The 21,835-nt window shown below is 59.6% G+C and carries 25 protein-coding genes and 1 pseudogene; 18 read left to right on the forward strand and 8 right to left on the reverse strand.

The features are described 5' to 3' along the window. The first annotated feature begins 122 nt into the window (after positions 1–122). The 5 genes from cysE to clpA all read left to right on the forward strand — a co-directional run bounded on the left by cysE (position 123) and on the right by clpA (position 5,071). A complete protein-coding gene (cysE, locus tag EFR00_RS03205) occupies positions 123–956 on the forward strand; it encodes a serine O-acetyltransferase (protein WP_039619506.1) in 834 nt (277 codons plus the stop codon). Positions 957–1,093: 137 nt separating this feature from the next. Next, positions 1,094–1,297: a DUF3126 family protein gene (locus EFR00_RS03210; RefSeq protein ID WP_010021897.1), complete on the forward strand. Its 204-nt coding sequence runs from the start codon at positions 1,094–1,096 to the stop codon at positions 1,295–1,297. A 272-nt stretch (positions 1,298–1,569) separates the two neighbouring features. Beyond that, positions 1,570–1,941: a phasin family protein gene (locus EFR00_RS03215; RefSeq protein WP_038688629.1), complete on the forward strand. Its 372-nt coding sequence runs from the start codon at positions 1,570–1,572 to the stop codon at positions 1,939–1,941. Positions 1,942–2,217: 276 nt separating this feature from the next. Continuing rightward, a complete protein-coding gene (clpS, locus tag EFR00_RS03220) occupies positions 2,218–2,571 on the forward strand; it encodes an ATP-dependent Clp protease adapter ClpS (RefSeq protein WP_008526939.1) in 354 nt (117 codons plus the stop codon). Positions 2,572–2,581: 10 nt separating this feature from the next. Beyond that, a complete protein-coding gene (gene clpA, locus EFR00_RS03225) occupies positions 2,582–5,071 on the forward strand; it encodes an ATP-dependent Clp protease ATP-binding subunit ClpA (RefSeq protein ID WP_038688631.1) in 2,490 nt (829 codons plus the stop codon). A gap of 69 nt (positions 5,072–5,140) precedes the next feature. On the opposite strand, the gene EFR00_RS03230 is transcribed toward clpA, so the two are convergent. From EFR00_RS03230 to EFR00_RS03245, 4 genes are read right to left on the reverse strand one after another with little or no spacing between them, the layout of a single operon-like run. Then, the gene (locus EFR00_RS03230; protein ID WP_077993876.1) at positions 5,141–5,812 is read right to left on the reverse strand and encodes a transporter substrate-binding domain-containing protein; all 672 of its coding nucleotides are present in this window, start codon (positions 5,810–5,812) and stop codon (positions 5,141–5,143) included. Between the two features lie 11 nt (positions 5,813–5,823). Then, positions 5,824–6,588 (reverse strand): 4-hydroxy-2-oxoheptanedioate aldolase, encoded by a 765-nt coding sequence (gene hpaI, locus EFR00_RS03235; RefSeq protein WP_077993875.1) that lies wholly within the window; start codon positions 6,586–6,588, stop codon positions 5,824–5,826. A 7-nt stretch (positions 6,589–6,595) separates the two neighbouring features. Next, on the reverse strand, positions 6,596–7,378 hold the full coding sequence (gene hpaH / locus EFR00_RS03240) for a 2-oxo-hept-4-ene-1,7-dioate hydratase (protein ID WP_077993872.1): 783 nt from the start codon (positions 7,376–7,378) through the stop codon (positions 6,596–6,598). Positions 7,379–7,399: 21 nt separating this feature from the next. Then, a complete protein-coding gene (locus EFR00_RS03245; protein WP_039619514.1) occupies positions 7,400–8,293 on the reverse strand; it encodes an intradiol ring-cleavage dioxygenase in 894 nt (297 codons plus the stop codon). Between the two features lie 247 nt (positions 8,294–8,540). Between EFR00_RS03245 and EFR00_RS03250 the strand changes: the two genes are divergently transcribed. The 10 genes and pseudogenes from EFR00_RS03250 to EFR00_RS33445 form a co-directional block, all read left to right on the forward strand. Next, on the forward strand, positions 8,541–9,278 hold the full coding sequence (locus EFR00_RS03250; protein ID WP_038688642.1) for a GntR family transcriptional regulator: 738 nt from the start codon (positions 8,541–8,543) through the stop codon (positions 9,276–9,278). Next, positions 9,278–10,099: a sugar phosphate isomerase/epimerase family protein gene (locus EFR00_RS03255; protein WP_164519052.1), complete on the forward strand. Its 822-nt coding sequence runs from the start codon at positions 9,278–9,280 to the stop codon at positions 10,097–10,099. The genes EFR00_RS03250 and EFR00_RS03255 overlap by 1 nt, the downstream gene beginning before the upstream one ends. A 46-nt stretch (positions 10,100–10,145) precedes the next feature. Further along, entirely contained in the window at positions 10,146–10,814 is a 669-nt protein-coding gene (locus tag EFR00_RS03260; RefSeq protein ID WP_039619521.1) for an amino acid ABC transporter permease, read from the forward strand. 9 nt (positions 10,815–10,823) lie between these two features. Beyond that, complete coding sequence (locus tag EFR00_RS03265; RefSeq protein WP_039619523.1) at positions 10,824–11,474, forward strand: amino acid ABC transporter permease; 651 nt, start codon at positions 10,824–10,826, stop codon at positions 11,472–11,474. A 40-nt stretch (positions 11,475–11,514) separates the two neighbouring features. Beyond that, positions 11,515–12,339 (forward strand): transporter substrate-binding domain-containing protein, encoded by an 825-nt coding sequence (locus tag EFR00_RS03270; protein ID WP_077993867.1) that lies wholly within the window; start codon positions 11,515–11,517, stop codon positions 12,337–12,339. A 19-nt stretch (positions 12,340–12,358) separates the two neighbouring features. After that, on the forward strand, positions 12,359–13,120 hold the full coding sequence (locus EFR00_RS03275) for an amino acid ABC transporter ATP-binding protein (protein WP_039623222.1): 762 nt from the start codon (positions 12,359–12,361) through the stop codon (positions 13,118–13,120). Between the two features lie 18 nt (positions 13,121–13,138). Next, positions 13,139–13,987, forward strand: a complete 849-nt coding sequence (locus tag EFR00_RS03280; protein WP_010057705.1) for a shikimate dehydrogenase — start codon at positions 13,139–13,141, stop codon at positions 13,985–13,987. 15 nt (positions 13,988–14,002) lie between these two features. After that, on the forward strand, positions 14,003–14,371 hold the full coding sequence (locus EFR00_RS03285) for a 5-carboxymethyl-2-hydroxymuconate Delta-isomerase (protein WP_077993864.1): 369 nt from the start codon (positions 14,003–14,005) through the stop codon (positions 14,369–14,371). Positions 14,372–14,402: 31 nt separating this feature from the next. Beyond that, the gene (gene aroQ / locus EFR00_RS03290) at positions 14,403–14,852 is read left to right on the forward strand and encodes a type II 3-dehydroquinate dehydratase (RefSeq protein WP_077993862.1); all 450 of its coding nucleotides are present in this window, start codon (positions 14,403–14,405) and stop codon (positions 14,850–14,852) included. 35 nt (positions 14,853–14,887) lie between these two features. Then, positions 14,888–15,017, forward strand: a pseudogene (locus tag EFR00_RS33445) (gfo/Idh/MocA family oxidoreductase); the annotation flags it as partial. A gap of 42 nt (positions 15,018–15,059) precedes the next feature. Here the strand turns inward: EFR00_RS33445 and EFR00_RS03300 are convergent. From EFR00_RS03300 to EFR00_RS03315, 4 genes are all read right to left on the reverse strand, one after another. After that, the gene (locus EFR00_RS03300) at positions 15,060–15,491 is read right to left on the reverse strand and encodes an HIT family protein (RefSeq protein ID WP_009985296.1); all 432 of its coding nucleotides are present in this window, start codon (positions 15,489–15,491) and stop codon (positions 15,060–15,062) included. 50 nt (positions 15,492–15,541) lie between these two features. Further along, positions 15,542–16,732 (reverse strand): GNAT family N-acetyltransferase, encoded by a 1,191-nt coding sequence (locus tag EFR00_RS03305; protein ID WP_077993860.1) that lies wholly within the window; start codon positions 16,730–16,732, stop codon positions 15,542–15,544. 78 nt (positions 16,733–16,810) lie between these two features. Then, the gene (locus EFR00_RS03310; protein ID WP_077993857.1) at positions 16,811–17,530 is read right to left on the reverse strand and encodes a glycerophosphodiester phosphodiesterase; all 720 of its coding nucleotides are present in this window, start codon (positions 17,528–17,530) and stop codon (positions 16,811–16,813) included. Further along, positions 17,527–17,997: a RidA family protein gene (locus tag EFR00_RS03315; RefSeq protein ID WP_009986485.1), complete on the reverse strand. Its 471-nt coding sequence runs from the start codon at positions 17,995–17,997 to the stop codon at positions 17,527–17,529. Before EFR00_RS03315 ends, EFR00_RS03310 begins: the two co-directional genes overlap by 4 nt. A 136-nt stretch (positions 17,998–18,133) precedes the next feature. Between EFR00_RS03315 and EFR00_RS03320 the strand changes: the two genes are divergently transcribed. The 3 genes from EFR00_RS03320 (at position 18,134) to EFR00_RS03330 (ending at position 21,829) form a co-directional block, all read left to right on the forward strand. Continuing rightward, a complete protein-coding gene (locus EFR00_RS03320; protein WP_038688665.1) occupies positions 18,134–18,970 on the forward strand; it encodes a cell envelope integrity EipB family protein in 837 nt (278 codons plus the stop codon). Positions 18,971–19,169: 199 nt separating this feature from the next. Next, the gene (locus tag EFR00_RS03325; RefSeq protein WP_038688667.1) at positions 19,170–20,246 is read left to right on the forward strand and encodes a toxic anion resistance protein; all 1,077 of its coding nucleotides are present in this window, start codon (positions 19,170–19,172) and stop codon (positions 20,244–20,246) included. A gap of 14 nt (positions 20,247–20,260) precedes the next feature. Then, positions 20,261–21,829, forward strand: a complete 1,569-nt coding sequence (locus EFR00_RS03330) for a substrate-binding domain-containing protein (protein ID WP_077994092.1) — start codon at positions 20,261–20,263, stop codon at positions 21,827–21,829. The last annotated feature ends 6 nt before the right edge of the window (positions 21,830–21,835 follow it).

Below are 21,835 nucleotides of genomic sequence, written 5' to 3' on the forward strand. Positions count from 1 at the left end.
CGTGATGTCGAAAAACCACGCTAAAAAACCATGGTGACGGCACCCATTTATGTTATGGGCGTTTTCCACTATATACTGGCATTGCGAAAACGGCATTCCTGTTGGTACCGAGGAGAGTGGCGATGGTCGCCAAGACAGACATTCGTGCTTTTGAGACAGGCCATCCGCTGAAAGTGATGGATCCCATCTGGGACAGCCTGCGCGAGGAAGCCCGCGCCGCCGCCGAAACGGATCCGGTTCTCGCCGCCTTTCTCTATTCGACGGTGATCAATCACCGTTCGCTCGAGGAATGCGTCATTCACCGCATCTGCGAACGCCTCGATCACCCCGACATGCAGGCGATCCTCCTGCGCCAGACCTTCGAGGAAATGCTCGCCGATTGGCCGGAATGGAGCTCGATCCTGCGAGTCGATATCCAGGCGGTCTATGACCGCGATCCCGCTTGCCTCCGCTTCATGGAGGCCGTGCTCTATTTCAAGGGTTTCCATGCGCTGCAGACGCATCGTCTGGCCCACTGGCTGCTGAACCGCGGCAGACGTGACTTCGCCCTCTATCTGCAAAGCCGCTCCTCCAGCGTCTTCCAGACCGACATCAATCCGGCCGCCCGTATCGGCAAGGGCATCTTCCTCGATCATGCTACCGGCCTCGTTATCGGCGAAACGGCTGTTGTCGGCGACAATGTCTCGATCCTGCATGGCGTCACGCTCGGCGGCACCGGCAAGGAGGGCGCCGACCGCCACCCGAAGATTGGCAGCGGCGTGATGATCGGCGCCGGCGCGAAGATCCTCGGCAACATCGAAATCGGCTTCTGCTCGCGCGTTGCCGCCGGCTCCGTCGTGCTCAAGGCAGTGCCGCCAAAGAAGACGGTAGCCGGCGTGCCGGCCAAGGTCGTCGGCGAGGCCGGTTGTTCCGAACCGTCGCGCAACATGGACCAGGTGATCGGCGCCGATATCTGAGCGCCTGTTGGAAAAAGGATAGGAAACCGGCAGGAGCCGAGCGGGGACAGCCACTGCGCAAGCAGCAGCCCGCCTTTACACCGCTGCTTTTCCTGTGCGAGAAGCGGCCAATTAAGACCGCTTACGGAGATGACAGAGTGAAGCCTGAAGAAATCAAGAAGCTCGACGCCTATTTCAAGCGCATGTTCAACCCGCAGATCATCGTCAAGGCGCGTCCGCGCAAGAATGATTCCGCGGAAGTCTATCTCGGCGAAGAGTTTCTGGGCGTCGTCTATATCGATGACGAGGACGGCGACCGCTCCTACAACTTTTCGATGGCGATCCTCGACGTCGATCTTTGATCGCGCGCAAACGTTTCAAGAGGACCGGGCGGCGCGATCCGCCCGGTTTTTTCGTTTTTTGGCTTGTCAAAAAAATTTTTTTTTAAAATCTTGGGTTGTGGGCATTTGATATATATTAGCAAAATCAGTTAAAGACGTACGTGCCCCGGCGCGCGGCCTTTGTTTTATTACTGCCATGCAACCTCAGGGTTGTTTTGCATTGCACAAGACTACTTGACTATTTGTGCGTCGCAGTTACCCTGCCGCCATCCACAGCCCAACGGAGGACGGTCATGTTCAACTTTGATGATGCAAACAGGAAGAGCAAGGAAGCCGTCGATACGGCGCTGAGAACCTATTCCGAAACGGCGAGGGGCTTTCAGGCAATCGCCGCCGAAGCTGCTGATTATTCGAAGAAGTCCTTTCAGGATGCGGTGACGCATTTCGAAACGCTGGCCGGGGCCAAGAGCTTCGAGGCCGTGTTCGAACTGCAGACCAGCTACGTCAAGTCCAGCTATGAGAGCTTCGTTTCCGAGGCCACCAAGCTCGGCGAAATGTACGCCGATCTCGCCAAGTCCGCCTACAAGCCTTACGAGGCTCCGATCGCCGCTGCCGTCGCCAAGACGGGCAGGCAGGCGCCGGCGGCAACGCCTGCCGCCGCATGAGTTGATTGCGACGGCGCAACCTGCGCGACATATTGAAATACCGGGGCCGGCTACGCATCTGTAGCCGGTCTTTTTTGTTTCCACTTTCGCCACAGCGTCCGCTTGGATCGGCCCGGGGACTTTTTTGGTCTTTCCCGTGCATGCCGGCATTTCTTGATTGCAGTGTCTGACAGGGGGCTTAAAATCGGCCTATTATGAACTAAGTTAGTGTTTCAGATATTCGGCGGGAAAAGCACCCTCCCATGCTCCGCCGGATTGATTGAGGAATGAATGACAATGATCGCAAAGCCGATCCGGATGCAGAACGACAGCGAAAGGAACGGGGACAACGGAAATCGCGGAACCTCGGTCATCACGCGCACCAAGCCGAAGACCAAGAAGCCCAACCTCTATCGCGTGCTGCTTTTGAATGACGATTACACGCCCATGGAATTCGTCATTCATATTCTGGAGCGGTTTTTTCAGAAGGATCGTGAAAGTGCCACCCGCATCATGCTCCATGTCCACAATCACGGCGTCGGCGAATGCGGAATATTCACATACGAGGTAGCGGAAACGAAGGTCAGCCAGGTGATGGACTTCGCCCGGCAGCACCAGCATCCGCTGCAATGCGTCATGGAAAAGAAGTGAGGATCTGAACGTGCCAACATTTTCGCCTAGTTTAGAGAAGGCGCTCCATCAGGCACTGACCTTTGCCAACGAGCGGCATCACGAATATGCGACGCTCGAGCATCTGCTGCTCGCCCTGATCGACGATGCCGATGCGGCCGCGGTCATGGGTGCCTGCAATGTCGATCTCGACGCGTTGCGCAAGACGCTCGTCGAATATGTCGATAATGAACTTTCCAATCTGATCACCGGATATGACGAGGATTCGAAGCCGACCTCCGGCTTCCAGCGCGTCATCCAGCGCGCCGTCATCCATGTGCAGTCTTCCGGGCGCGAGGAAGTCACCGGCGCCAACGTGCTCGTCGCGATTTTCGCCGAGCGCGAAAGCCATGCCGCCTATTTCCTGCAGGAGCAGGAAATGACCCGCTACGATGCCGTCAACTACATCTCTCACGGCATTGGCAAGCGGCCGGGCGCGTCTGAGGCCCGCCCTCCGCGCGGCGCCGAAGAGGAAGCCGAGAGCAAGCCGACGGCACGCGGCGGCGAGGAAGAGGGCGGCCCCAAGAAGCAGCAGGATGCGCTGAAAGCCTATTGCGTCAACCTCAATGAGAAGGCCAAGGGCGGCAAGATCGATCCGCTGATCGGCCGTCACGCCGAGGTGAGCCGTACCATCCAGATCCTGTGCCGCCGTTCGAAGAACAATCCGCTCTATGTCGGTGATCCCGGCGTCGGCAAAACGGCGATCGCCGAGGGCCTCGCCAAGCGCATCGTCGAGGGCAAGGTTCCCGAGGCGCTTGCCGATGCGACGATCTTCTCGCTCGACATGGGCACGCTGCTTGCCGGCACGCGCTACCGCGGCGATTTCGAGGAGCGCCTGAAGCAGGTCGTCAAGGAGCTGGAGGAATATCCGGGTGCGGTGCTGTTCATCGACGAGATCCATACGGTGATCGGCGCCGGCGCCACCTCGGGCGGCGCGATGGATGCATCGAACCTGCTGAAGCCGGCGCTGTCATCCGGCGCGATTCGCTGCATCGGTTCGACCACCTACAAGGAATATCGCCAGTTCTTCGAGAAGGACCGGGCGCTGGTGCGTCGTTTCCAGAAGATCGACGTCAGCGAGCCGTCGATCAACGATGCGATCGAGATCATGAAGGGCCTGAAGCCCTATTTCGAAGAGTATCACCACCTGCGTTATTCGAACGACGCCATCAAATCGGCCGTCGAACTCTCGGCCCGCTACATCTCCGACCGCAAGCTGCCGGACAAGGCGATCGACGTGATCGACGAAACCGGTGCGGCCCAGATGCTGCTGCCGCCGTCGAAGCGCCGCAAGCTGATCACCGAAAAGGAAATCGAGGCAACGATCGCTACGATGGCGCGCATTCCGCCGAAGACCGTCTCCAAGGATGACGAAGCGGTGCTCGCCAATCTCGAGCAGGAACTGCGCTCGGTCGTCTACGGCCAGGATATCGCCATCGAAGCCCTTTCGACCTCGATCAAGCTGGCGCGTGCCGGCCTTCGCGAGCCGAACAAGCCGATCGGCTCCTATGTTTTCTCCGGTCCGACCGGCGTCGGCAAGACCGAGGTCGCAAAGCAGCTGGCGTCGTCGCTCGGCGTCGAGCTTCTGCGCTTCGACATGTCGGAATATATGGAGCGGCATACGGTCTCGCGTCTGCTCGGTGCACCCCCCGGCTATGTCGGTTTCGATCAGGGCGGTCTTCTCACAGATGGCGTCGACCAGCATCCGCATTGCGTGGTCCTGCTCGACGAAATCGAAAAGGCGCATCCTGACATCTACAACATCCTGCTGCAGGTCATGGACCATGGCACGCTGACCGACCATAACGGCAAGAAGATCGACTTCCGCAACGTCATCCTGATCATGACGACCAATGCCGGCGCGTCCGAAATGGCCAAGGCTGCGATCGGCTTCGGCTCGTCCAAGCGCACCGGCGAGGACGAGGAGGCGCTGACCCGTCTGTTCACGCCGGAGTTCCGCAACCGTCTCGACGCGATCATTCCCTTCGCGGCGCTGCCGACGGCTGTCATTCACAAGGTCGTACAGAAGTTCATCATGCAGCTGGAGGCCCAGCTTTCCGAACGGAACGTCACCTTCGACCTGCATGAGGACGCGATCGCCTGGCTGGCGGAAAAGGGTTACGACGAGAAGATGGGCGCCCGCCCGCTGGCCCGCGTCATCCAGGACACCATCAAGAAGCCGCTTGCCAACGAAATCCTCTTCGGCAAGCTGAAGAAGGGCGGCGTCGTCAACGTCACCGTCGGTCCCAAGGAAGACGGCAAGCCCGGCATCGTGCTGGAAGCCATACCGGATACGGCGCCGATCAAGCCGAAGCCGGAAGCCGAAGTCGTGCATCCCGAAGCCGATGACGAGGGCGACGGCGAGCTGAAGACGAAGACGGCCCGCAAGACCCGCGCCAAGACGGTCCCGCAGGCAGAACCTGAAGTCCGCGACGCCCCGAAGAAGGGAAGCACGGTCCCCAAGGTTCCCCGCAAGAAGTGAGATCTTGCCACTGAATTGGAAAAGGCCGCGTCATCCGCGGCCTTTTTGATTTTCCGCTTTGTTTGTTAGCTAAGGGCGCACTGTAAAATCGCGTACGAAATCTGCGAAAAAGGCTGAGGCATGAACGGATCGCTTATGCACGGCGATCGTCTGGGGGATTTCGGAGAATGTTCCTTCCACGAGCCGGAAGCCTGAAATTCTTTCCGAAGTTTGGATGAGATACTCGGTCAGTCCAGCCGCCGCAGCGCACTGCGATTCGACAAGCAGATTAATGGCCGTTGCAGGGCTATCGGTGTAGGAGACTGAACCTCTTTGAAGGATTCGTTCGAGCTGCTTCGTATAGGCTGCACTCCTTGCAGAGGCGATCTGGACTCCTTCGACGTCAATATCTTGGACACGCCGGAATGACGAACTGTCAGGCACGAGATAGGTCGCTTTGACGGAGATGTATGGAGGTGAGAAGGAGAAGCGGTCGGCTCTTGATGGATCCGAGGCAATGAAAGCGATGTCCCATTCGTCGCCGTCGGCATTGGCAAGTATGTCGGCAGCCGAGCCGTACTGGATTAGAGAGAGGCCGCAATCCAATTGTTCGGCAATCTCGTGGGCTATCTGGGCGCTCGGACCGACCAGGGCGCCCGCCTCATCGTCCCATCGGACCAACGCCGCATTTGACATATTGATGGCGGCCCTGATAGCGCCGGTCGGCGCTATCTCAGCCAAAATCTGCTTCCGCGTCGACATCTTCGAACTCCCTAAGATGCGAACCTGGCCGCGAGCGCTTCGGATCCTCTTGCGAGTAGGGCGACATCTACACCGACTGCGGTAAACAGCGTCCCCAGCGAAATGCAGCGGGCTGCGAACTTCTCGTCGGGGGTGAGTATGCCCGTCGGCTTTCCAAGCGCCTTCAAGCGCCTTATCGCATCCTCGATCGCCACAACCACTTCCGGGTGGCCCGGTTGACCAGGATGGCCAAAGCTCGCCGCGAGATCAGCCGGGCCGATGAAGATGCCGTCCACTCCTTCGACAGCGGCGATGGACTCGAGATGATCGAGCGCTTCCCGGGTCTCGATTTGAAGAAGCAAGCATATCTCCTGCTCCGCGACCTGTGCGTAGTTCAAAACGCGCCCGAAGCGCGTGGCACGCGTCAAGGCGGAGACACCGCGAATCCCGCGCGGCGGATACCGAATGGCTGCTACGGCGGCCATCGCCTCCTCTTCATTCTGCACATACGGAACGAGCAGCGTCTGCACGCCAATGTCCAGGAACCGCTTGATCAGCACAGGGTCATTGAAGGCAGGGCGTACGACGGGAGAAACGCTGTAGGGCGCGACCGCCTGCAATTGGGGCAGGACGGTGAGGACGTCGCTGGGAGAGTGCTCGGTGTCGAACAGCAACCAGTCGAAGCCTGCCGGCGCCACGATTTCCGCTGCGTAGCTTCCCGGAAGGCCGCACCATAGACCGATCTGGCTTTGCCCAGCCATAAGATTCCGCTTAAAGTGATTGACGGGGAGTTCCATCGCCACCTCACACGAACGAAACGCCGATGGAGCCGACCGGCCCGTAATCAGCCTGGATGACATCGCCCTTGGCGATATCCACGGGGCGGGTGAACGAACCGGCAAGAACGATCTGGCCCTTCTTCAAGCCACCTCCGACAGCATGGAGCTTGTTCACGAGCCATGCGATTCCGGCGGCTGGATGCCCCATGATGGCTGCGGAAACGCCAGACTCCTCGATGATGCCATTTTTCGAAAGCGTCGCGCCGACCCAGCGGATATCGATATCCATCGGCCGGACGATACGACCACCCACGACGATCGCTCCGAAAGCCGCGTTGTCGGCGATCGTGTCGGTGATCGCTCTTGGCACTTCGGTTCGATAGTCGATGATTTCGAGAGCTGGAACGACAAATTCGGTCGCCCTCATCACGTCATAGATACGGGTGCTTGGACCTTCAAGATCCTCGCCCATTACGAATGCGAGTTCGACTTCGAGACGAGGCTTGATGAACAGATCCGCTTTGATCTGCGCTCCATCATTGAAGAGAGCGTCGTCGAGAATGACGCCGTAATCGGGCTCCGTCATCTTCGAGGCCATCTGCATTGCCCGCGACGTCAGTCCGATCTTGTGGCCGACGATCCGTGCACCTTTCGCAACCCGCGCCTGCGCCCAGAGCGCTTGTATATTGTAGGCGTCTTCGAGTTCCAGGTTCGGGTATGTCTTGCTTGGCTGGACGATTGGCTTGCGTTCGACTTCGGCCCTCAGCAGCGCGTCGGCTGCCTCCTGGCGTTCCTTTTCCGTGATCATGATTTGGCTCTGCTGGTTTCGTTATTTGATCGGAGGGCGCGGCAGGGCGGCCTCGCCCCGCTCCATGACATAGGTGTAATCGAGCGAGAACCACGGGCCTGCGACGTCTGAGTAGGACGGGTGCGGCTCTTCATGCCGGACAAAGTCGCCCGTCAGCGCCGCGGTCACGCCAAACTGCACGTCGGAGTCGATATTTGGATCGCTCGGGTCGAAGACCTGGGAGATGAGTGTCTTGTACCCGTGCTTGAAGATGAGTGCATGGAGGTGGGCGGGGCGATAGGGGTGACGGCCTTGCGCCTTGAGAAGGCGGCCCACGACCCCGTCGACGGGGATAGGATAACCAACCATCTTGACCGTTCTGAACCAGAAGCGGCCTTCTTCGTTCGTGGTGAGCTTGCCGCGGAGATTCATTTCTGCCTGATCGGGATCCTGGTTTTCGTAAAGACCGACAGGCGACGCATGCCACACGTCGACCTCGGCGCCTGCTATAGGCTTGCCGTCCCGATCAATCACCTTCGCGTGGACGAACAAAGGCGTTCCTGGAGTCTCGGACCGGATGATGGTTCCGCCGTTCTCGACCCGCGGGGAGTTAAGCCGCCAGAATGGTCCGAGCAACGATTGCGACGTCTCCGTCTGCCCCTTGTCACCGTTATTGAGCAGGCAGACGAGCGAAGAGACGCCGAGCGATCCTGCCATCAGCACGAACTCGTTGTGGCTATTAGTCTGCAATTGGCCAATTTCGTTGAGGACCGCTGTGGCCTCGCGGAATTCAGCTTCCGAAAGCCTGACCTCCCGTACGAACGCGTGGAGATGCTTCACCATTGCGACGAGTATTTCGCGCAGTCTGGGATCCTCGGTGCGGTTCATCACGGCGAGGACGGCGGGCGTCAACTCGCTCTCGGTTCTGATTGGCATGCTGCCACCTCCTCATGGCGCTCCAGTATTGAAATAATCGATTATTTGTCAAGCTGATTAAGTGCGTCTCAACCGCCAAGTTTGTCTAGCTGGCCGGTAAAGCAGAATTAACCTATTGATTATGAATAATATTTTTAAAAATCGTGAATCGATTTGTGGGAGTCGAGGAGCTTTTCTTAGGGGAAGTTGACATCAATAATCGTTTATTATATCGATCATCGAAAGTTTTGATAGTCTGGGAGGAGAGATGGACTCGAGCGACGACGGCGCCCGTGGCGCACTGACAGAAGAAGACGCGCCGTCCGCTGCTTTTGCCGATGATGGAAAAAACACCATCGGCAGCCAGCTGGCTTCGCGTCTTCGAGAGGCCATCATTTCTGGGGAACTGGAGGCGGGCAGCAAGATCAATCTCGACAGGGCGCGAAAGACGTTCAACGTCAGCCTGAGCCCGTTGCGCGAAGGCCTGGCCCGACTCATTTCCGACGGCTTGGTTGAGTTTCAGGACAATCGAGGCTATCGCGTCGCCCCGATCTCGCTTGCCAATCTCGAAGAAGTTACGACACTTCGGGAGGAGCTCGAGGTCTTCGCGCTACGCGAATCTATTCGCGTCGGCGACGTCGAGTGGGAGGGCAACATCATGCGTGCGCTCCATCGTTTGAACCGCACTGAGCGCGATGCCGCCCGTCCCGAAACCCTGGAGCACTGGGAAGCGCTGCACCGCGAATTCCACCTCACCTTGATCTCGGGCTGTGGCAAGCCCCTGCTTCTTCACTTTTGCAATCTTCTGCTGAATCTGAACGACCGATACCGCCGCGCCTTCCTTGTCCGCACATCCGGGGACCGCAATGTAGGTCAGGAACACAGCGAGATTGCGCAGGGCGCCGTGGCGCGCGACGTTGAATATGCTTGCGAGAAGCTGCGACAGCACATCCACCGCACCGGAACCAATCTTCGCAACCATCTTGCGACGAAAGGCGTCGCATGATGGCCGCCTCAAGACCAAGAGCGACGCTCCCGATCGGCGTCGCGCACTTCTCGTCTATAATGCTGCCCCCTGCGGAGTTCGCAAAGATAGCCGGACGCGCAGGTTTCTCCAGGATCGGCCTCAGGCTCCACCCAGCCTTTCCCGGTGCGCCGTACTATGAGCTGCCTGTCGGTAGCGCAGCAGCCGGAGAGTTGAAGGCTGTGCTTGCCGGTGAAGAAGTAGAGGTCTTCGACATCGAGTTCTTCGTCATCGATCCCTCTTTCGACGCGTCGTCAGTGGAGTCGACCCTCGCCGCTGCTGCCAACATTGGAGCGCGTCGGCTCAGCGTCTGTGGTGACGATCAGGATCATGCCAGACTGTTATCGAACTTTTCGGATTTCTGCGTTCTCGCGGGACGGTACGGCTTGGCGGTCGACGTCGAAAACATGGGCTGGCGGGTGGTCAAAGCCTTTGAAGACAGCATTGATCTCGTGAGAGGGGCGGGGATCGAGAATGCCGGCGTTCTCGTCGATGGCATCCATTTTTTCAGGAACGGCGCGGCTCTGGCAGAGTTGCGGGCCAACCTCGACAAAGTGAAACATGTTCAAATATGCGACGTAGCCGGCCCGGCGCCGACAAAGCCGGAGGAAATGATCGCGGAAGCACGAAGCGGCCGACTGCCTCCAGGCGAGGGGGAGCTGCCGCTGAGGGATTTGGTTGCTGTGGTCGGCACCGCCGCTTCCATCTCGGTGGAGGTGCCTCTGGTCGGATCCGTGGCGCCGGAGGTCCACCTTAAACATCTTTTCAACTGCGCGGAAAGAATGGTCAGACCGGATCGATAGTCCGGCGCGGGTGCAAATTTTCCGCACGGGGAGGAGGAAATCATACATGGGTTATACGTTCGATTTTGGTGCGGTCTTTGACCGCGCCCCGGAGTTGCTTTGGGGTTCGCTCGGTACGATGGGGCTGGCGCTGGCCGGAATGCTCCTCGCGCTCCTAATCGGCGTTCTCGGCGTTGCCGCCAGAACGTCCAAGATTCCGCTCGTTCGAGCTCTCGTCATCGGGTTCGTTGAAGTCGTCCGGAACACGCCTTTCCTCGTGCAGATTTTCTTCATCTACTTCGCGCTTCCCTTGATGGGGATACGCCTAAACCCGACCGTCACCGCGATCATCGCGCTGGGCATCAACGGCGGTGCATACGCGATCGAGATCATCCGGGGCGGCGTCGAGAGCATCAGCAAAGGTCAGATCGAGGCAGGCTTCGCGCTTGGCCTCCATAAGGGCGACGTCTTCCGGTTGATCGTGCTGAAGCCGGCTCTGCGGGCAATCTACCCGTCGCTCACAAGTCAGTTCGTGATGCTGACCCTCACGACCTCCGTCTGCACCTCGATCGCAGCCTACGAGCTGACATCGGCGGCGCAGAGAATCGAATCCGATACGTTCCGCAGCTTCGAGGTCTACTTCACCGTAACAGCCATCTACCTCGTCATTTCGACCCTGATGATGGGTATGTTCGCCCTCATTTCCCGCCACCAGTTCAATTACCCGACGCGATAGGAGGCACTTATGAGTCCCATCGGCGAAAACGAATTTCTCTTCATCTTGCAGGGCCTCAAATGGACCGTACTGCTAGCGATCATCGGCTTTGTAGGTGGAGGCGTGTTCGGGATATTGATCGCCCTGGCGCGCACATCGAGAAATCGGACCGCGCGCATCGCGACTTCGGGCTACATCGCACTCTTCCAGGGCACGCCGCTCCTGATGCAGCTTTTCGTCGTGTACTACGGCGTGGCGCTGCTCGGCATTGATGTCAATGCCTGGCTCGCGGTGGCTATTGCCTTCACTCTTCATGCGAGTGCCTTCCTCGGCGAGATCTGGCGCGGCTCCATCGAAGCCGTTCCGAAAGGTCAGAGCGAAGCCGCAAACGCGCTCGGCCTCCACTACGTATCGCGGATGAGGGACGTCATCCTTCCGCAAGCCCTGAAAATCTCCATGCCTGCGACCATCGGCTTCCTTGTCCAGCTCATCAAAGGAACCTCGCTCGCGGCGATCGTCGGCTTCATCGAGCTGACCCGAGCTGGACAGATTATCTCGAACCAGACCTACCGGCCGCTCCTCGTCTTCGGGGTCGTCGGCGTGATCTATTTCATCATTTGCTGGCCGCTGTCGCACCTTGGAAGCGGCCTCGAAAAACGGATGGCGAAAGCAGTCCGCTAACCGCTTCGTTCGAAGCAAAACCAAAGAGGAGGAATAAGCAATGCAGATCAACCGTAGGAAATTTCTGGGGATCGCTTTTGCGACGGCCGCTTTCGCCACCATCGGCGCTGCCGCCGCATCGGCCGCCACGGTCGAAGAGATCAAAGCCAAAGGCACTCTCGTCGTCGGCATCCAAGGCGACAACGCACCATGGGGCTTTGTGAATACGAGCGGCAAGCAGGACGGCTTCGACGCAGATATCGCAACGCTGTTCGCCAAGGAACTCGGCGTGAAGGTCGAGTTCCAGCCGCTCGCCGTCGCCAACCGAATTCCGGCGCTGACGACGGGGAAGGTGGATATCCTGTTCGCCACAATGGCCATGACCGAGGAGCGCGCCAAATCGATCCAGTACAGCAAGCCGTATGCGGCGAACACAATCTCGCTCTATGCCGCGAAGGCCGATGCCGCAAAGGCGCCGGCCGATGTAGCTGGCTGGGAGATCGGTGTGCCGAAGTCGAGCTCGCAGGATAAGGCTGTGACGGACGCCGTAGGATCGACTGCAACGATCCGCCGCTTCGACGATGACGCCGCCACTATCCAGGCTCTCATCTCGGGACAGGTAAAGGCTGTCGGCGGCAACCAGTTCTACGGACAGAGGCTCGATACGGCCAGCGCCGGGACTTACGAGCGTAAGATCGACTTCCTGAAGACCTATAACGGCGTCGGAACTCGCCTTGGCGAGAAGGACTGGAACGAAGCCGCCAACAGCTTCATCGACAAGATCAAGGCAAGCGGGGAGCTGGCGGCCATCACCAAGAAGTGGATGGGCATCGACCTTCCGACATTCCCCGAATCCATCCCCAACATCCCGTTCACTGTCAAGTAAAGCATAGATGGAGGGCGCCGTGCTCAATTCTTCAAACGATCAGTCGACGTTGATTTCACTCGAGAAGCTGGAGAAATGGTACGGCTCCTTCCATGCTCTGAAAAACGTCAGCCTGTCGGTTCGCAAAGGCGAGAAGATCGTCCTTTGCGGCCCATCGGGTTCTGGCAAATCTACTTTGATCCGCTGCATCAACGCGCTTGAAACGGTCCAGGACGGGAAGATTGTCGTCGAGGGACAGCTGCTGGATGGCAGCACCAAGGCTGTCGACACGATCCGACGCGAAGTGGGCATGGTGTTCCAGAGTTTCAATTTGTTCCCTCACATGACCGTACTTCAGAACTGCACGCTAGCGCCCATGCGCGTTCGCGGCACCAGCCGCGCCGACGCCGAACGACTGGCACGAAAATATCTGGAGCGTGTCAGAATTCTTGATCAGGCGGCAAAATATCCCGCCCAGCTTTCCGGAGGCCAGCAGCAGCGCGTCGCGATCGCGCGTGCGCTCTGCATGGAGCCGAAAGTGATGCTGTTCGACGAGCCCACGAGCGCGCTTGACCCTGAGATGGTCAAGGAAGTGCTGGATACGATGATCGGGCTCGCACGCGACGGCATGACCATGATCTGTGTGACCCATGAAATGGGCTTCGCCCGCCAGGTCGCAGACAGGGTCATCTTCATGGCCTCCGGTGAGATCATCGAAGAGGCTCAACCGGAGATTTTCTTCAAGTCTCCTCGGCACGAGCGCACCAAGGCGTTTCTCGGCGAAATACTTGCCCATCACTGATCCGGTAGAGCTATCAAAATGGACAACAGGAAATTTCATGTCGGGCTGATCGGAGCGGACATTCAGATGTCGAAGTCGCCCGCTCTCCATGAGACCGAAGCATGTCAGCTTGGACTGGAATATCGGTACGAGCTGCTCGATCTGGCCGAGCGTGGTCTCCCTGCATCTGCGCTGCCAGACCTTCTCGACGAGATCGAACGCCGGGGCTTTGCGGGAAGCAACATCACTCACCCGTGCAAGCAGACCGTCATCGCTCACCTTACCGATCTGTCGGAAGATGCCCGGATGCTCGGTGCAGTCAACACGGTCGTGCTTCGCAATGGAAAGCGGATTGGGCACAACACCGATTGGTATGGCTTCTATAAGAATTTCGAGCTTGGATTGCCCGATGTTGCCAAAACGCATGCGGTCCTGCTTGGCGCAGGCGGCGCGGGGGTCGCAGTCGCGCACGCAGCCATCAAGCTCGGAATCGAGCTGCTTTCGATCTTCGATCAGGACGCAAATCGCGCCGCCACGCTTGCCGATCAGCTCAATCAGCGCTTCTCAAAAAGGTGCGCGCAGGCGATCAGGGATGTCAGGGCCACGCTCGCTTCGGCCGACGGGCTGATCCACGCCACGCCGACGGGTATGCGAAGCCATCCTGGCATTCCGATCGACCCGGAAGCGCTTCAGTCGCGTCACTGGGTGGCCGATATTGTCTACATGCCCGTCGTGACCGAACTTCTGGCTTTGGCCGAGAAGAAGGGCTGCAGAACGCTGCCCGGTGGTGGAATGACGGTATTCCAGGCCGCCGCGGCGTTCGAATTGTTCACCAGCGTGCAGCCGGACGCGGAACGAATGTCGCGTCATTTTGAAGAGTTGTGCTGAGCTGGAGGACATGCGATGCCGCATATCATCATTGATTATAGCCGGGGCGCTGCCGAGCGCGTCGTTATCGACGAGCTGACCAGAGCAGTGCATCGCCGAGTCCGCGACGGGGGACTGGTAAAGCCTACTATAGTTCGTACATTCGCCAGGGAAGCGACTTTCTCCTGCGTCGGTGACGAACATGCCGACAATCACTTCATTCAAATAATTGTGCGTGTGGCTCCCGGACGGCCGACGGAGACCAAGCGAGAACTGCTGAAAGCGGTTCTCGACGCCGCTCAGAATGTCGCAGCACCCGCACTGCAGGAAGGGCGGCTTGGGCTTCGCGCGGATCTCTACGAATCCGATCCGAATTTCGCATTCCAGGAAATAGCACTCGCCTGAACTTGTCGGTGCTTTCACAAGGGTAATTGCAATGAGCCTGATCTATGTTTTGAACGGCCCAAACCTCAACCTACTGGGCAAGCGCCAGCCCCACATCTACGGCCACGAGACACTGGCCGACGTCGAGGCGTCCTGTCGGAGGCTGGCATCGGAACTCGGACACGAGCTCCGCTTCCACCAGAGCAACCGCGAATACGAAATCATCGACTGGATCCATGAAGCGCGTGAGAATGGAGCCGGGATCGTGGTCAACCCAGCTGCATTCACGCACACGTCGCTTGCCATCCTCGACGCTCTGAATACGTTCGAAGGTCCCGTCATCGAGATCCATATCTCCAACGTGCATAAGCGCGAAAGCTTCCGCCATCACTCCTTTGTCTCCCATCGGGCAGACGGCGTAATCGCCGGCCTTGGGACGGAAGGCTACCAGCTCGGTATCCGCCGCGTCGCGACAATGCTGAAGACCCCGAAGAACGACTAGCGCAAAATGGTCGACCGGTTCAAACGAGCGGTCGGCCGGTCTTCCTAAACCTCATCCACGACATCGACGATCTTCGCTACCTGTTGGGGGATATCGCGGCCGTCCAGGCGCGGCTCCAACGCAATGCGCGGAAACACCGTCGAGGAGACAGCCGGGATCCTCATCGCTTAAGCGCGTTGCGCTGCCCTGAAGCACGTCACGTGCTACCTATGCCAGAGCTGCCCTGATTTTCTCGGCGTTGGCGGCAAGCACCGCGCCGTCCTCCATCTTGCCGGAATGCGGCTTGAGCGCCACGCCTTCATGGCGGGGAATGACGTGGAAATGCAGATGAAACACCGTCTGCCCGGCGGCCGGTTCGTTGAATTGGGCGATGAACACACCATCGGCATCGAAGACCTCTTCGAGCGCCTTGGCGACCTTCTGGACGACAGTGATGGCATGGGCGAGGGTGGCGGGATCGGCATCGAGGATATTGCGGGAAGGCGCCTTCGGGACGACGAGCACATGGCCCGGCGCCTGCGGCATCACATCCATGAAGGCGACCGCATGCTGATCCTCATAGATACGGTGCGAGGGAATTTCGCCGCGCAGGATCTTGGCGAAGATGTTGTTGTCGTCATAGGCGGCCGGCTTGGTCATCGCGAAATCTCCTCGTTTCTGGTTGGGGTAACGCGGCCGGCAGGGCAACGTCAATCCTCCTGCTGGCGCTCGCCCTTGCGGAAGGGGCTGTGCTCGGCCAAGAGCTCACCCATCTGTTCGACATCGGCGCGCTCGCGGGCGAGATAATCGTCGATCGCCCGACGAAGGCCGGCATGGGCGACATAATGGGCCGAATGCGTCGTCACCGGCAGGTAGCCGCGGGCGAGCTTGTGTTCGCCCTGGGCGCCCGCCTCGACCCGCTTCAACCCTTTCGTAAGGGCAAAATCGATCGCCTGGTGATAGCAGACCTCGAAATGCAGGAAGGGATGGTCCTCGATGCAGCCCCAGTGACGGCCGTAGAGCGTATCGCCGCCGATGAAGTTGATCGCGCCGGCGATATAGCGCCCGTCGCGCTTGGCCATGACGAGCAGGATGTCGTCGGCCATGCGCTCGCCGATCAGCGAGTAGAATTTGCGGGTGAGATAGGGCCGGCCCCATTTGCGCCCACCCGTATCCATGTAGAATTTGAAGAACTGGTCCCAGATGCGTTCGGTCAGGTCGCGGCCGGTCAGCCAGTCGATGCTGATGCCGTTCTCCAGCGCGACACGGCGCTCCTTGCGCAGCGCTTTGCGTTTGCGCGAAGCGAGCGTTTCGAGGAATTCCTCGTGATTGGCATAGCCGTCATTGATAAAATGGAACTGCTGGTCGGTGCGGTGCAGATAGCCGTCCATCTCGAAGACGCCGATCTCTTCATCAGGCACGAAGGTGACATGGGCCGAGGAGATGCCGAGCCGGCGCACGACCTCCTTCAGGCTTTCGGCGATCGCACTCTGGATCGGCAGCCGTTGCAGCCCCTCGGTGACGAGAAGCCGCGGGCCCGTCGCAGGAGTGAATGGGATAGAGCATTGAAGTTTGGGATAATAGCGCCCGCCGGCCCGCTCGAAAGCATCGGCCCAGCCATGGTCGAAGACATATTCGCCCTGGCTGTGATTCTTGAGGTAGGCGGGCAGGGTGCCGATCAGTTCGCCGCGATCGGTCTCGAGCAGCAGGTGATGGCCGAGCCAGCCGGTCTCGGCAGTGGCCGAACCCGATTCTTCCAGCGACGACAAAAAGGCGTGCGAGACGAAGGGATTGTAAGCGATCGTGGTGGCGCTCTTCGATGCCCCGGAAAGCCTGGACCAGCTCTCCGGGGAAATCGCGGTGAAGGAGCGTTCTACGCGAATGGATAATTCATCGGTCATGGAGCAGATGCGAAGCCTGTGGGAAGATGGTCTCGGCTTTGCTTCAGTCTGCGCATGATCTTGGCCAAAAAGCGAGCCTCAAACCGCCGCACGCGGATCGAACCCTTCGAAGGTCATTTGGTCTGCGTTGGCGAAGGTCCGCTGGCGCGCCTCTTCGTCGCGGACCGTCCAGGTGATGACGGGAATGCCCTTTTCGCGTTCGCCTGATATGAAGGCATTCGGCAGGTCGTCGTAATAGTAGGAGATGAAATCGAGACCGATCTCCATCGCCTGGGCGTGGGTTGCGAACTCCTCCGGTGTGTTGCCGATGGCGGTCAGCCCGAGCGGGTAAGGGGGGCCAAGCGCCTTCAGATCGCGCAGCAGCCAATGGTCGAAGCTCATCAGCGCCACCTTGCCTTCATAGCCTTCCAGCACTTCGAGAACAGATTCGGCAAACCCTTCGTCATCGGCCTCGCGGCCCTTCAGCTCCAGTACCAGCGGCACCTTGCCCTGGACGAGATCGAGAAGCTGGCTGAGCGTCGGCACCTTGTCGCTGGTGCCGCCGACGGCGATCAGTCCAAGCTCCCGGGAGGTGCGCTCGCGAACGTCGCCGGTGAGACTGCACAGTCGCTGCAGGTCCTCGTCATGAAAAATGACCGGCACGCCGTCGGAGGCGTAATGCAGATCACATTCGATCGCAAAGCCCGCTTCGACGGCGCGCGAAAAAGCCGAAAGCGTATTTTCCCAGACGAGCTTATTGAGGTCGTGAAAGCCGCGATGGGCGACCGGCACGTCCTTGATCCAGTCTGCATTGGTCATTCTGTGATTTCCATGATAGCATCGATCTCGACGGCGGCGTTCAGCGGCAGGGCTGCCATGCCGACGGCGGCACGCGCATGTTTGCCGGCCTCGCCGAGCACGCCGGCAATCAGGTTCGAAGCGCCGTTGATGACGAGATGCTGCTCGACGAAGTCGGGCGCCGAGGCGACGAAGCCGTTCAGCTTGATCACCCGGCGGATGCGGCCGAGATCGCCGCCAAGTGCGGCCTTGGCCTGAGCGAGGATGTTGATGGCGCAGAGTTCGGCGCCGCGTTGACCGCTTGCAACATCAACCGTCTTGCCGAGATGGCCGGCGACGGCGACCTTGCCGCCTTCGAGCGGCAGCTGGCCGGAGATGTAGAGAAGATTGCCGCTGATGACATAGGGAACGTAATTTGCGGCTGGGGCTGCGGCTTCGGGCAGGGTTATCCCCATCTCAGTCAGGCGCGCAGCAATTTCATCGGACATTTTCGTCTCCGCTTTTGTTGTCAATGTTTCAAAAATTATGCATCAAGACTAGAATCTTTATTATGACAGCTTCGAGCCTCGATTTGGCCGAAAGAGTTCATATAACATTGCGGCCGAGTCCAACAGGAGTGAATGAATGTTCCGATCGTCGCTTGCCGCTCTGCTTCTTGCCAGCGTATCCGCCAATGCATGGGCGGGCGCGCCTGCGGCAAGCGCTGCGGCCGCGACCGGCCTCATCGCCCATCGCGCCGTCTACGATCTGGAATTGAAGGACGCTTCGGACCGCTCCGGCATCGCCGGCATGTACGGCCGCATGGTCTACGAGTTCGACGGCAGCTATTGCCAGGGCTTCACCACCAATTTCCGCTTCGTGACGCAAATCGACACCGGCGACAGCGTGCGCGTCAGCGACCAGCAGACGACGACCTTCGAGAACCTGAAGGACGGCAAGTTCACCTTCGACACCAAATCCTTCACCGACGACCAGCTCGACAAGGAGGTCAACGGCGCCGCTCAGGACCAGCCTGATGGCGTCAAGGTCGATCTCAAGCAGCCGGCGAGCCGCGAGTTGCAACTGGCCGAAAGCCGCTTTCCCACCGAACACATGCTTGATGTGATCCAGAACGCCAAGGACGGCAAGCGCTTCTTCGAGGCGCGCGTTTTCGACGGTTCCGATGACGGCGACAAGGCGCTGGTGACGACGACGATCGTCGGCAAGCAGCAGACGCCGGTTGCCGAGGAGGCCGATGCCGGCAATGCCGGCGCCTTCTCGAAGACCGCGTTCTGGCCGGTGACGATCGCCTATTTCAACGAGAATGCGAAATCGGATGCGCTGCCGGTCTATCGCATGTCCTTCAAGCTTTATGAGAACGGCATCACCCGCGACCTGACGATGGATTACGGCGATTTCGTCCTGACCGGCAAGCTGGCCAAGCTGGAACTGCTTGAACGCAAGGCCGAGGCTTGTCAGTAAACTGCGGCTTGTCCACTGTCATAAATCTGTAGCATAAAGTTCATTATTGTGTCGGGACCAGCGATGATTGAGTCGCATTCTATCGTCCTGCTCACCGGGTCGATGCGATCCCAGCGGCCAGTCCATCGCGATGAGGCCTGTTTGTTGCGAAGATGGGCCTCCAGACGATTCCTGCCGCAAGCCTGGAAAGCCCTGCCTCATGGCCGATACCGATCTCGCGACTGTTCAAAACGCCGCCCTGCCGGTCGTCGCCGCCGATCCGGCGGAAATTGCCCGCATTTCCGATACGATCAACATCACCGACCGCGCCGGCATCTCGGTCTATGGCGACCGAGCCCAGCAGGCGGTCAGCGACTATGCCGACAGGATCCTGCGCGAGGTCCGCAGCAAGGATCTCGGCGAGATCGGCCGACTCCTGAGCGATATCATCCTCAAGTCGAAAGGCCTCGATCCGGCGTCGCTGAAGGACAAGGGTTTCCTCAGCCGCATATTTCTTTCCGCCAAGGCCCGGCTCGAACGGTTCAAGGCGGAGTTCGAGGACGTGGCCGGCCAGATCGACCGGATCGGCCTGGAGCTCGACCGTCACAAGGATACGCTGCGGCGCGACATCGCGCTGCTCGACGACCTGCATGAGGAAACCCGGCAGTCGATCATGCGGCTCGAAGCCTATGTGCAGGCCGGCAAGACTTTCGCCGAGCGTTTTCGCAGCACCGAGCTGCCGAGGTTGAAAGCGCAGGCCGAAGCGGCCGCAACCGGCCCCGGCGGCGGCATGCTGGAGGCGCAGACCTATCAGGACAGTCTGCAGGCGCTCGACCGGCTGGAAAAGCGGGTGTTCTACCTGCAGCAGGCGCGCCAGCTCGGCATTCAGCAACTGCCGCAAATTCGCATCGTCCAAGCGGGTGACGAGACGCTGATCGAGAACCTGCAGGCGACTTCGGCGCTGACGGTGCCGGCCTGGAAGCAGAAGATGGTGATCCTGCTCGGCCTGACGCGGCAGAAATCGGCGCTCGAGCTGCAGAAGGCGGTGACCGACGCCACCAACGACATGATCCGCCAGGCATCCGAGATGATGAAGGACCAGGCGATATCAATCGAGCAGCAGTCGCAGCGCGGCATCGTCGATATCGACACGCTCGCCAAGGCGAACAAGGATCTGATCGATACGATATCAGGCGTGCTTCGGGTTCAGGAGGAGGGGCGTCGGAAGCGGGCGCTCGCCGAACAGCAGATGGAGCAGATGACGAGCGAGCTCAAGAAGGCGATGACTCAGGCGTGATCGACAGGATGACGATGCGAGCGCTGCTTTCAGGCCTGGCACTTCTTGCCGCTCTCCCCCTTGCCGGCTGCAATCCCTTCGGCCAGGGGCCGGAGTTCTCGATCGTGTCGGGATCGGAGAATACCGTCCTGCAGCCAATCGTCGAGGAATTCTGCAAGCAGAAGAATGCCACCTGCACCTTCAAATACGAAGGCACGCTCGATATCGGCCTGGCGCTGCAGAGCGACCAGGGTGTCGCCCAGGATGCGGTCTGGCCGGCCTCGAGCGTCTGGGTGGACATGTTCGACACCAAACGCCGCGTCAAGAGCCTGACCTCTATCGCCCAGACGCCGGTGGTCTTGGGCGTGCGCCGGTCGAAGGCCGAGCAGCTCGGCTGGATCGGCAAGGATGTCTTCATGAAGGACATTCTTGCTGCCGTCGAAAGCGGATCGCTGAAATTCCTGATGACTTCGGCGACGCAATCCAATTCCGGCGCCAGCGCCTATCTCTCCATGCTGTCGAGCGCGCTCGGCAATAAGCCTGTGATCGAACCCGGTGATCTCGACGACAGAGCAGTCCAGGAGAGCGTCCGGTCGCTGCTGTCGGGTGTCGTGCGCTCTTCCGGGTCCTCCGGCTGGCTTGCCGATCTCTATGTCGAATCCGCCGGCAAGGGCACGATTTACGACGCGATGTGGAATTACGAGGCGGTGCTGAAGGAAACCAACGACAGGCTCGCCGGCCTGTCGCAGGAACCGCTTTACGCGATCTATCCGGCCGACGGCGTCGCCATGGCGGATTCGCCGATCGGCTTCGTCGATCATGGCCGCGGGCCCGAAGTCCAGACCTTCTTCAACGATCTGCTCGCCTATCTCCGCTCAGGCCCCGTGCAGCAGCGCATTGCTGATACGGGCCGGCGCATCCCGTTGACCGACGTCGCCGCGAAGCCGGAACCAAACTGGAATTTCGATCCGACCCGGCTGGTGACGGCGATCCGTATGCCGGAGCCGGGCGTTATCCGCCAGGCGCTCAACCTTTATCAGGCGGCGCTGCGCAAGCCGTCCCTGACCGCGCTCTGCCTCGACTTTTCCGGCTCGATGCAGGGCGACGGCGAGGACCAGCTGCAGAAGGCTATGCGATTCCTGCTGACACCGGACGAAGCGAGCAAAGTGCTGGTGCAATGGTCGCCGGCCGACCAGATCATCGTCATCCCTTTCGACGGCCGCGTGCGCAACACCTTCATGGCAAGTGGAAATCCGCTGGAGCAGGAAGGACTGCTGAACGAGATTTCCCGGCAGAAGGCCAACGGCGGCACCAACATGTATGCTTGCGCCGAACGGGCGCTGCAGCAGATCGCCGGAACCGACCGGCTCTCGACTTATCTGCCGGCCATCGTCATCATGACCGACGGCAGGTCCGATGATCAAAGCCGGGCCTTCATGAGCGAGTGGAACGCGATCGAGCCGCGTGTACCGATCTTCGGCATCACATTCGGCGACGCCGACAAGACCCAGCTTGACAGTCTTGCCAAGCAGACCTCGGCGCGTGTGTTCGACGGTGGTTCGGATCTCGCCACCGCCTTCCGCACCGCGCGCGGTTATAATTAGGACAGG

Origin of the sequence: Rhizobium sophoriradicis (assembly GCF_003939025.1) — a bacterium.
Taxonomy (GTDB): Bacteria; Pseudomonadota; Alphaproteobacteria; order Rhizobiales; family Rhizobiaceae; genus Rhizobium; species Rhizobium sophoriradicis.

Excerpts from the sequence above, each read along its gene's own strand:
- EFR00_RS03255 (WP_164519052.1), top strand. The coding sequence starts at position 9,278 with ATGGCCGCCTCAAGACCAAGAGCGACGCTCCCGATCGGCGTCGCGCAC.
- EFR00_RS03250 (WP_038688642.1), top strand. The coding sequence starts at position 8,541 with ATGGACTCGAGCGACGACGGCGCCCGTGGCGCACTGACAGAAGAAGAC.
- EFR00_RS03280 (WP_010057705.1), top strand. The coding sequence starts at position 13,139 with ATGGACAACAGGAAATTTCATGTCGGGCTGATCGGAGCGGACATTCAG.
- EFR00_RS03320 (WP_038688665.1), top strand. The coding sequence starts at position 18,134 with ATGTTCCGATCGTCGCTTGCCGCTCTGCTTCTTGCCAGCGTATCCGCC.
- EFR00_RS03285 (WP_077993864.1), top strand. The coding sequence starts at position 14,003 with ATGCCGCATATCATCATTGATTATAGCCGGGGCGCTGCCGAGCGCGTC.
- aroQ (WP_077993862.1), top strand. The coding sequence starts at position 14,403 with ATGAGCCTGATCTATGTTTTGAACGGCCCAAACCTCAACCTACTGGGC.
- clpS (WP_008526939.1), top strand. The coding sequence starts at position 2,218 with ATGATCGCAAAGCCGATCCGGATGCAGAACGACAGCGAAAGGAACGGG.
- EFR00_RS03270 (WP_077993867.1), top strand. The coding sequence starts at position 11,515 with ATGCAGATCAACCGTAGGAAATTTCTGGGGATCGCTTTTGCGACGGCC.
- hpaI (WP_077993875.1), bottom strand. The coding sequence starts at position 6,588 with ATGGAACTCCCCGTCAATCACTTTAAGCGGAATCTTATGGCTGGGCAA.
- EFR00_RS03265 (WP_039619523.1), top strand. The coding sequence starts at position 10,824 with ATGAGTCCCATCGGCGAAAACGAATTTCTCTTCATCTTGCAGGGCCTC.
- EFR00_RS03245 (WP_039619514.1), bottom strand. The coding sequence starts at position 8,293 with ATGCCAATCAGAACCGAGAGCGAGTTGACGCCCGCCGTCCTCGCCGTG.
- EFR00_RS03300 (WP_009985296.1), bottom strand. The coding sequence starts at position 15,491 with ATGACCAAGCCGGCCGCCTATGACGACAACAACATCTTCGCCAAGATC.
- EFR00_RS03310 (WP_077993857.1), bottom strand. The coding sequence starts at position 17,530 with ATGACCAATGCAGACTGGATCAAGGACGTGCCGGTCGCCCATCGCGGC.
- hpaH (WP_077993872.1), bottom strand. The coding sequence starts at position 7,378 with ATGATCACGGAAAAGGAACGCCAGGAGGCAGCCGACGCGCTGCTGAGG.
- EFR00_RS03215 (WP_038688629.1), top strand. The coding sequence starts at position 1,570 with ATGTTCAACTTTGATGATGCAAACAGGAAGAGCAAGGAAGCCGTCGAT.
- EFR00_RS03330 (WP_077994092.1), top strand. The coding sequence starts at position 20,261 with ATGCGAGCGCTGCTTTCAGGCCTGGCACTTCTTGCCGCTCTCCCCCTT.
- EFR00_RS03325 (WP_038688667.1), top strand. The coding sequence starts at position 19,170 with ATGGCCGATACCGATCTCGCGACTGTTCAAAACGCCGCCCTGCCGGTC.
- EFR00_RS03315 (WP_009986485.1), bottom strand. The coding sequence starts at position 17,997 with ATGTCCGATGAAATTGCTGCGCGCCTGACTGAGATGGGGATAACCCTG.
- cysE (WP_039619506.1), top strand. The coding sequence starts at position 123 with ATGGTCGCCAAGACAGACATTCGTGCTTTTGAGACAGGCCATCCGCTG.
- EFR00_RS03260 (WP_039619521.1), top strand. The coding sequence starts at position 10,146 with ATGGGTTATACGTTCGATTTTGGTGCGGTCTTTGACCGCGCCCCGGAG.
- EFR00_RS03230 (WP_077993876.1), bottom strand. The coding sequence starts at position 5,812 with ATGTCGACGCGGAAGCAGATTTTGGCTGAGATAGCGCCGACCGGCGCT.
- EFR00_RS03305 (WP_077993860.1), bottom strand. The coding sequence starts at position 16,732 with ATGACCGATGAATTATCCATTCGCGTAGAACGCTCCTTCACCGCGATT.